The 7,126-nt window shown below is 60.6% G+C and carries 6 protein-coding genes; 4 read left to right on the top strand and 2 right to left on the bottom strand.

The genetic code is table 11. From position 1 onward, the window contains the following. Positions 1–252: 252 nt before the first annotated feature. The gene (locus tag QOM10_RS09790; RefSeq protein WP_316917935.1) at positions 253–990 is read right to left on the bottom strand and encodes a thioesterase II family protein; all 738 of its coding nucleotides are present in this window, start codon (positions 988–990) and stop codon (positions 253–255) included. A gap of 129 nt (positions 991–1,119) precedes the next feature. Here QOM10_RS09790 and QOM10_RS09785 point away from each other — a divergent pair, with 129 nt between their 5' ends. Then, positions 1,120–2,253, top strand: a complete 1,134-nt coding sequence (locus tag QOM10_RS09785; protein ID WP_316917934.1) for a cupin-like domain-containing protein — start codon at positions 1,120–1,122, stop codon at positions 2,251–2,253. 111 nt (positions 2,254–2,364) lie between these two features. On the opposite strand, the gene QOM10_RS09780 is transcribed toward QOM10_RS09785, so the two are convergent. After that, positions 2,365–3,537: an MFS transporter gene (locus QOM10_RS09780; RefSeq protein ID WP_316917933.1), complete on the bottom strand. Its 1,173-nt coding sequence runs from the start codon at positions 3,535–3,537 to the stop codon at positions 2,365–2,367. Positions 3,538–3,796: 259 nt separating this feature from the next. Between QOM10_RS09780 and QOM10_RS09775 the strand changes: the two genes are divergently transcribed. From QOM10_RS09775 to QOM10_RS09765, 3 genes are all read left to right on the top strand, one after another. Further along, positions 3,797–4,597, top strand: coding sequence for a glucose 1-dehydrogenase (locus QOM10_RS09775; RefSeq protein WP_316917932.1), 801 nt, complete (start codon positions 3,797–3,799; stop codon positions 4,595–4,597). Further along, the gene (locus tag QOM10_RS09770) at positions 4,590–6,416 is read left to right on the top strand and encodes a glycoside hydrolase family 15 protein (protein ID WP_316917931.1); all 1,827 of its coding nucleotides are present in this window, start codon (positions 4,590–4,592) and stop codon (positions 6,414–6,416) included. Before QOM10_RS09775 ends, QOM10_RS09770 begins: the two co-directional genes overlap by 8 nt. Positions 6,417–6,727: 311 nt before the next feature. Further along, complete coding sequence (locus QOM10_RS09765; protein ID WP_316917930.1) at positions 6,728–7,117, top strand: hypothetical protein; 390 nt, start codon at positions 6,728–6,730, stop codon at positions 7,115–7,117. Positions 7,118–7,126: the final 9 nt, after the last annotated feature.

The following is a 7,126-nucleotide window of genomic DNA, read 5'->3' as shown; positions in this document are numbered from 1 at the left end:
TTCTCAGCATCCGGATCAATAGGCAGGAAGCACAAAGGCACGTCGTCCCTATAAAACGAATGCAGACCGGAAAAATTAGCGAATGAGAAGAACTGTCAGGCGGGAGGTATAACGAAGGTTATCTGTCGTCAACACAACCCCTGTAGGAGCTGACGAGTGAAACGAGGCTGCGATCTTTTGATCCTGTTTTAAAGCTCAGGATCAAAGGATCGCAGCCTGCGGCAGCTCCTACAGGAGGGCACCGCGTAGTGTTCAGGCAGTCGCGACCATGGCGTGGCGGCGATGATGCACATCGAGCTGATCCTTGATCACCTTGAGCACTTTGGCTTCATGCTCATGAATAAAGAAGTGCCCGCCGGCGAGCATGTTCACCGAAAAACTGCCGCGGGTTTCCTTGCTCCAGCCGATCAATTGTTCAGTGGTGGCGCGATCAGCCTTGCCGCCAAGCACATGCACCGGGCAGTTGAGCAGCGGTCGCGCCAGCGGCTCGAACTTGCCGCACAGTTGAAAATCCGCGCGCAGGATCGGCAAGGTCAGGCTCATCAGCTCTTCGTTGGCCAGCACTTCCTCGCTGGTGCCATTGAGCGTGCGCAGTTGTTCGATCAACTCGGCGTCGGTCTTGGGCTCGGCAAAGCCGCGATCGTAATCGGCACGCAGGGTCGGCGCCGCCGTGCCGGAAGCGAACAGCGCCACCGGTTCCGGGCAACCCAGCGCACGCAGGGCGTGCGCCATTTCGCAGGCCAGCAACGCGCCCAGGCTGTGGCCGAACAGCGCATAAGGCGCGTTGAGTGTCGGACGCAATTCCTTGGCCAGCTGCATCGCCAGCCCACGCATGTCGGTGTGCAGCGGCTCACCAAAACGTGCGCCACGTCCCGGCAGCTCAACCGGTTGCAAGTGTAGCCACTGCGGCAGTTTCGGCCGCCAGCGGCTGTAGACCATGGCACTGGCGCCGGAATACGGCAGGCACAGCAGGGTCAGCTTGGTCACCACGCTTTCCTCGAAAAATTCATCTGTAGAGAGAGACGGATCCCACGCCGGGTAAATTAGTCATCGACCAGTAAATTCCCCCAACAGGCGCTCGTTAACTGTTCAGGCCAAAACCAATAATGAGGGATCACCGTGGACCTGCAGAGCATCCTGGGCAAACTGTTCGCCAATGCCGGCGCCGTCGGCATCGAAGGCGTTTTTCAATTCGTGTTTGGTCCGCAGCAGGCCTACTGGTCCGAGGTCAAGGCCAGCAGCCGCACCGTGCCCGGACGCCACGCCAGCCCGGACGTGACCATTGAAGTCGCCGAGCGCGACTTTCTCGGGATCATGAGCGGCATGGCCAACGTTGAGGAGCTGTTCGCCAGCGGGCGCCTGAAGATCGGCGGCAACATGGGCCTGGCAACGATGCTGCCGCAGATCATCGAACATGCGATGCACGGTCGCGCCGTGGCGGAAAAAGTCGACATGAACAAGCGCTACCCGACCCCGCCACGCTTCAGTGAAAAACTCACCGCCAGCCTGCCGACCCAAAGCAGCATCGAACGCCTTGCCCGCAGTGATCTGTCGGTCGCCGAATTCAACAGCCGCTATCTGCCCAATGGCATTCCGGTGGTGGTCAGCAATGCGCTGCACGACTGGCCACTGTTCAAGCTCAGCCGTGAAGAATCGCTGGTGCATTTCGCCGAGCTGCAAGGCATCACCCGCCATGGCGACTACGTGAAGAAGACCTTCTCCACCGAACGTGATTTTCGCTCCACGTCGATGGCCGACTTCATCGCCTCGCTGGATCAACCGGCGGTCAAGGGTGCGAATGGCGAACCACCCGCCTACATGGGCAACAACATCCTGCCGGCGCAGTTGATGCAACAGATCAAATACCCGGCCTACTTCGACGCCTCGTTATTCATTCCGCCGCGTATCTGGATCGGGCCGAAAGGCACGTTGACGCCGTTGCATCGTGACGACACCGACAACCTCTTCGCGCAGGTCTGGGGGCAGAAGAAATTCACCCTCGCTGCGCCGCATCATCGTGAAGCCTTGGGCACCTGGTCGACGGCGCCCAAGGGCGGTCTGGATGGTTGTGATTTCAACCCCGATGCGCCGGACTACGAGCGCTTCCCCGCCGCTCGGGACGTGACCTTCCTGCGCGTAACGCTGGAGGCTGGGGATTTGCTGTTTTTGCCGGAGGGCTGGTTCCATCAGGTGGAATCGGTGTCGACTTCACTGTCAGTGAATTTCTGGGTCAACTCGGGACGGGGCTGGTAACACTGCAAATCCTGTGGGAGCGAGCCTGCTCGCGAAAGCTATTTCACATTCAATCTGAATGTTGCCTGACACACCGCTTTCGCGAGCAGGCTCGCTCCCACAATGGAAATTTCATTTCAGATGGCGGTAACTCTGTATTGCCGAACCCAGCACCACCGCCCCCGCCGCAATCGCCAGCCAGAAACCGCTGCGCGCACCGAAAGCGTCCACCAGCCAACCGGAGCCGGCAGCCCCGACGGCCACGCCGATACTCAAACCGGTCACCAGCCAGGTCAGGCCTTCCGTCAGTTTGGCTGGTGGCACGATGCGCTCGATCAACGCCATCGCCACAATCAGCGTCGGCGCAAAAAACAGCCCGGCGATGAATACCGCCACCGACAAGCCAAAAATATTGCTCGCCAATAACAGCGGCAACGTCGTCACCGCTGTCGCCACGCCGCCGTACAAAAACAACCGCGGCAACGGCAGTTTCGAACGCATGGCGCCGAAGGCGATACCGGCCAGGCACGAGCCGATGGCGTAAACCGACAAGACGATGCTCGCCGCCGCCGGCTGCCCTTGCTGCTGGGCAAACGCGACGCTGACCACATCAATCACACCGACGATGATGCCCATGGCAATCATCAACGCCAGCAGTAGCTGAATGTCCGTCGATGCAATGATCGAACCCTGATGATGCGACTCCTGCGGATGCACCGCCGGCTCAGTGCTGCGCTGGGCGACGAACGCCGTGACACCAATCGCGAGCGCCAGCAACGCCGCCAACGGCCCGGCCTCGGGAAACACCGCCACACATAACCCCACCGACAACGGCGGGCCGACGATGAAACAGACTTCGTCGAGCACCGATTCCAACGCATACGCGGTCTGCAATTGCGGCTGGCCACGATAGATCTCGGTCCAGCGCGCCCGCACCATTGCGGACATGCTCGGCATGCACCCGGCCAGCGCGGCGAAGATGAACAGCGTCCAGGTCGGTGCCTGCAAGCGGGTGCAGAGCAGCAACATCAACAGTGCCCCGCCGCCGATCAACGCCGATATCGGGAGAATTTTTCGCTGGCCATAACGGTCAACCAGACGCGACACCTGCGGCGCGCAAAACGCCGTGGCCAAGGCAAACATCGCTGCCACCGCACCGGCCAACGCATAGCCACCCTTCAACTGAGAAAGCATGGTGATCACACCGATACCGGTCATGGAGATCGGCATGCGCGCGATCATCCCGGCCAGCACAAAATTTCGTGCGCCGGGGGCGGTGAATAATTCGCGGTAGGGGTTTGCCATGGACTGCGGCCTCATCAAGGGCCGCCAAGTTGCCATAGGGTCGGGTGTCGGGGAAGCGGGGAATTGTTGGTGGAATGTGAAGGCCCTTTCGCGAGCAGGCACGCTCACACACTGAATCAGCGGTGTACACAAATCCCCTGTGGGAGCGAGCCTGCTCGCGAAAACGTCTACGAAATCACCACAGCCCTTTCTGCCGAATGAACTCTCAGCGTCAGCCGCCGGTCAGCTAAATAAGCCCTCACTCAAGGCGCGCCACCGCATGCACATCTCCCTCACCGGACAAGTAGCCCTGATCACCGGCGCCAGCTCCGGCATCGGCCACGCGGCCGCCAAAGCCCTGGCCGCAGCCGGCGCGGCGGTGGTCATCAACTACAACCGCCAGGCAGAACCGGCCGAAGCACTGGCCCGGCAGATCATTGCCGAGGGCGGTCAGGCGCTGGCCATCGGCGCCGACGTCTCGCAGGAAGACGACGTTGAACGACTGTTCGCCGAAACCCTCGACGCCTTCGGCTCGCTGGATATTCTGCTGGCCAACTCGGGGATGCAAAAAGACGCCGCCGCCGTGGACATGACCCTCGACGACTGGAACGCGGTGATCGGCGTCAACCTCACCGGCCAGTTTCTCTGCGCCCGCGCCGCCCTGCGGATCTTCAATCGCCAGGGCATTCGCGAAGGCGTGTCCCGCGCGGCCGGCAAGATCATCCACATGAGTTCGGTGCACCAGCGCATTCCCTGGGCCGGGCACGTCAATTACGCCGCATCCAAGGGTGGCGTCGATCAGTTGATGCAGACGCTCGCGCAGGAAGTCAGCCACCAACGCATCCGCATCAACGGCATCGCCCCGGGAGCCATTCGCACGGCAATCAATCAACAAGCCACCGAAGGCGCGGCCGCTGAAAAGCTGCTGGAACTGATTCCCTATGGCCGCATCGGCGAGGTCGAAGACGTTGCCAACGCGGTGGTTTTCCTCGCCTCGGATGCCTCTGATTACATCGTTGGCACCACCCTGTTCATCGACGGCGGCATGAGCCTCTATCCGGAGTTTCGCGGCAATGGCTGAGCATCACCAGGAACGACAAAGCGCCATCGATGCCCACGGCATCATCGGCGACATGCGCAGTGCGGCGCTGATCAACGACCGAGGCAGCGTGGATTTTTTCTGCTGGCCGGAGTTCGACAGCCCGTCGATTTTCTGCTCGCTGCTGGATACTCCCGACGCGGGGATTTTCCAACTGGCCCCGGACTTGCCCGACGCGCGCCGCGAGCAGATTTACCTGCCTGACACCAACGTCCTGCAAACCCGCTGGCTGAGTGAGCGCGCCGTGGTTGAAGTCACCGATCTGTTGCCGGTAGCGGACAACGAAGACGACTTGCCGCTGCTGATGCGCCGGGTGCGCGTGGTCAGCGGTGAAGCGACCTTCTACGTGCGTTGCGCGGTGCGCCATGACTACGCTCGCGCCGACACTCGCGCGCGGATGGACCGGCAAGCGGTGATTTTCAGTGCCGATGGCCAGCCATCGATGCGCCTGACTTCGGATCAGGCATTGCACATTGAGGCCGACGCTGCACTGGCGTCGTTCACCTTGAAACAAAATCAGACTGCCGCGTTTATGCTCGGCGGTGAAGACGATCCGCGTTTCGAGGAAGGCGCGGCGCAACTGTGCATGGAACGCACGTTGAAGTTCTGGCGCGACTGGCTCGGCCAATCGATTTACCGCGGGCGCTGGCGGGAAATGGTCAACCGCTCGGCACTCGCGCTCAAACTGCTGACCTCGCGCAAACACGGCGCCATTCTCGCCGCAGCCACTTTCGGTCTGCCGGAAACGCCGGGCGGCGAACGCAACTGGGACTACCGCTACACATGGATCCGCGACGCCTCGTTCACGGTGTACGCGTTCATGCGCCTGGGCTTCGTCGGTGAAGCCAATGCCTATATGGGCTGGCTGCGCGGACGCGTCAGCGATTGCCACGGGCAACCGATGAAGTTGAATATTTTGTACGCCATCGACGGACAACAGGAATTGCCGGAAACCGAACTGGATCACCTGTCGGGACACGGCGGCGCGAAACCGGTGCGCATCGGCAATGGCGCGTATGACCAGATCCAGCTCGACATCTTCGGCGAGCTGATGGACGCGGTGTATCTGGTCAACAAGTACGGTGATGCGATTTCCCACGAAGGCTGGAAGCATGTGCGCGAAGTGGTCGATCAAGTCTGTGAGACCTGGCAGACCAAAGACGTCGGCATTTGGGAAATGCGCGGTGAGCAGCACCACTTTCTGCACTCGCGGCTGATGTGTTGGGTGGCACTGGACCGGGCCATTCGGCTGGCCTCGAAACGCTCGTTGCCGGCGCCGTTCGCGCAATGGGACCAGACTCGGCAAGCAATTTACGCCGACATCTGGGACAACTTCTGGAACGAAGAACGCGGGCATTTCGTTCAGTACAAGGGCGGCACCGCACTGGATGGCTCGATGTTGCTGATGCCGTTGGTGCGTTTCGTCAGCGCCAAGGATCCGCGCTGGCTCTCGACCCTCGAAGCCATCGAAAAGACCTTGGTCCGTGATGGGATGGTTTATCGCTACCGCAACGACGACAGCAATATCGATGGCCTGGCCGGCACCGAAGGCGCGTTTGCGGCGTGCTCGTTCTGGTACGTCGAATGCTTGGCTCGGGCCGGCCAGGTGGAAAAAGCCCATCTGGAGTTTGAACAGCTGTTGCGTTACGCCAATCCGCTGGGACTATACGCCGAAGAGTTTGACAGCCATGGCCGGCATCTGGGCAACACACCGCAGGCACTGACGCATTTGGCGTTGATCAGCGCGGCGAGCTTTCTGGATCGACGTTTGAGCGGGGAAAAGAGTGAGTGGCAGCCTTGATGTCGTCCGGTTCTTCGTCAGCGTCTGTCAGATAAATCGCACTTTAAACGCCATTTGTAGGAAGCCGGACTACACACCACACACATAACCCAGCGCCGAATTTCGGCGCTGCCCCCTGCACCGGTTACCTGCGGCGACACTTTGTGTAAATCAATGCCTGCAAAAAACTCACAAACGCCACGCAGAGCCACCCTCGTAACTTGCACTTACACCCCGAAATACCTTGTTGCCAGCCGTTACATCCGCCCCTACCATCCACCGCAACGGGCACAGCGGAGCTGTCCAATAAAACCCGAATTCAAGGAACCAGAATGTCTCAGCACGTCCAGCGCACCATCGACACGCCCCTTCGCAGCGGCCTGACCCGCACCCAAATCTGGGAAGCCGCGGACAAAGGCCTGATCAAATGCTGGGAAATCGGCCGCCAGCGCGCAATCCGCTTCCCCGACCTCGCACAAAAATGCCTCGCCGACGAACTGCCGGTGCTCGGCTGGAAAGGTGGTGTGAGCCGCAGCCTGAAGAAAAACGAAAAGTACGGCTCGCTGAAGTACCTCGCTCAGTGGCAAGGCTTGCGTGGCGAGAATCTGGATATAGATTTGAGCGAAGAGCGTTCGCTGACGTGTTCGCGGACGAAGATGCGGGTGACGTTTACGCCGGATCGGACGAAGTATTTCAATCAGGTGGCGGAAGCCGAGGCTTAGGGCAAGGAA

The organism is Pseudomonas sp. P108, from assembly GCF_032613195.1.
Lineage (GTDB): Bacteria > Pseudomonadota > Gammaproteobacteria > Pseudomonadales > Pseudomonadaceae > Aquipseudomonas.
The sequence above is the reverse complement of the archived record's forward strand: the minus strand, read 5'-3'. Positions and strand labels throughout refer to the sequence as shown.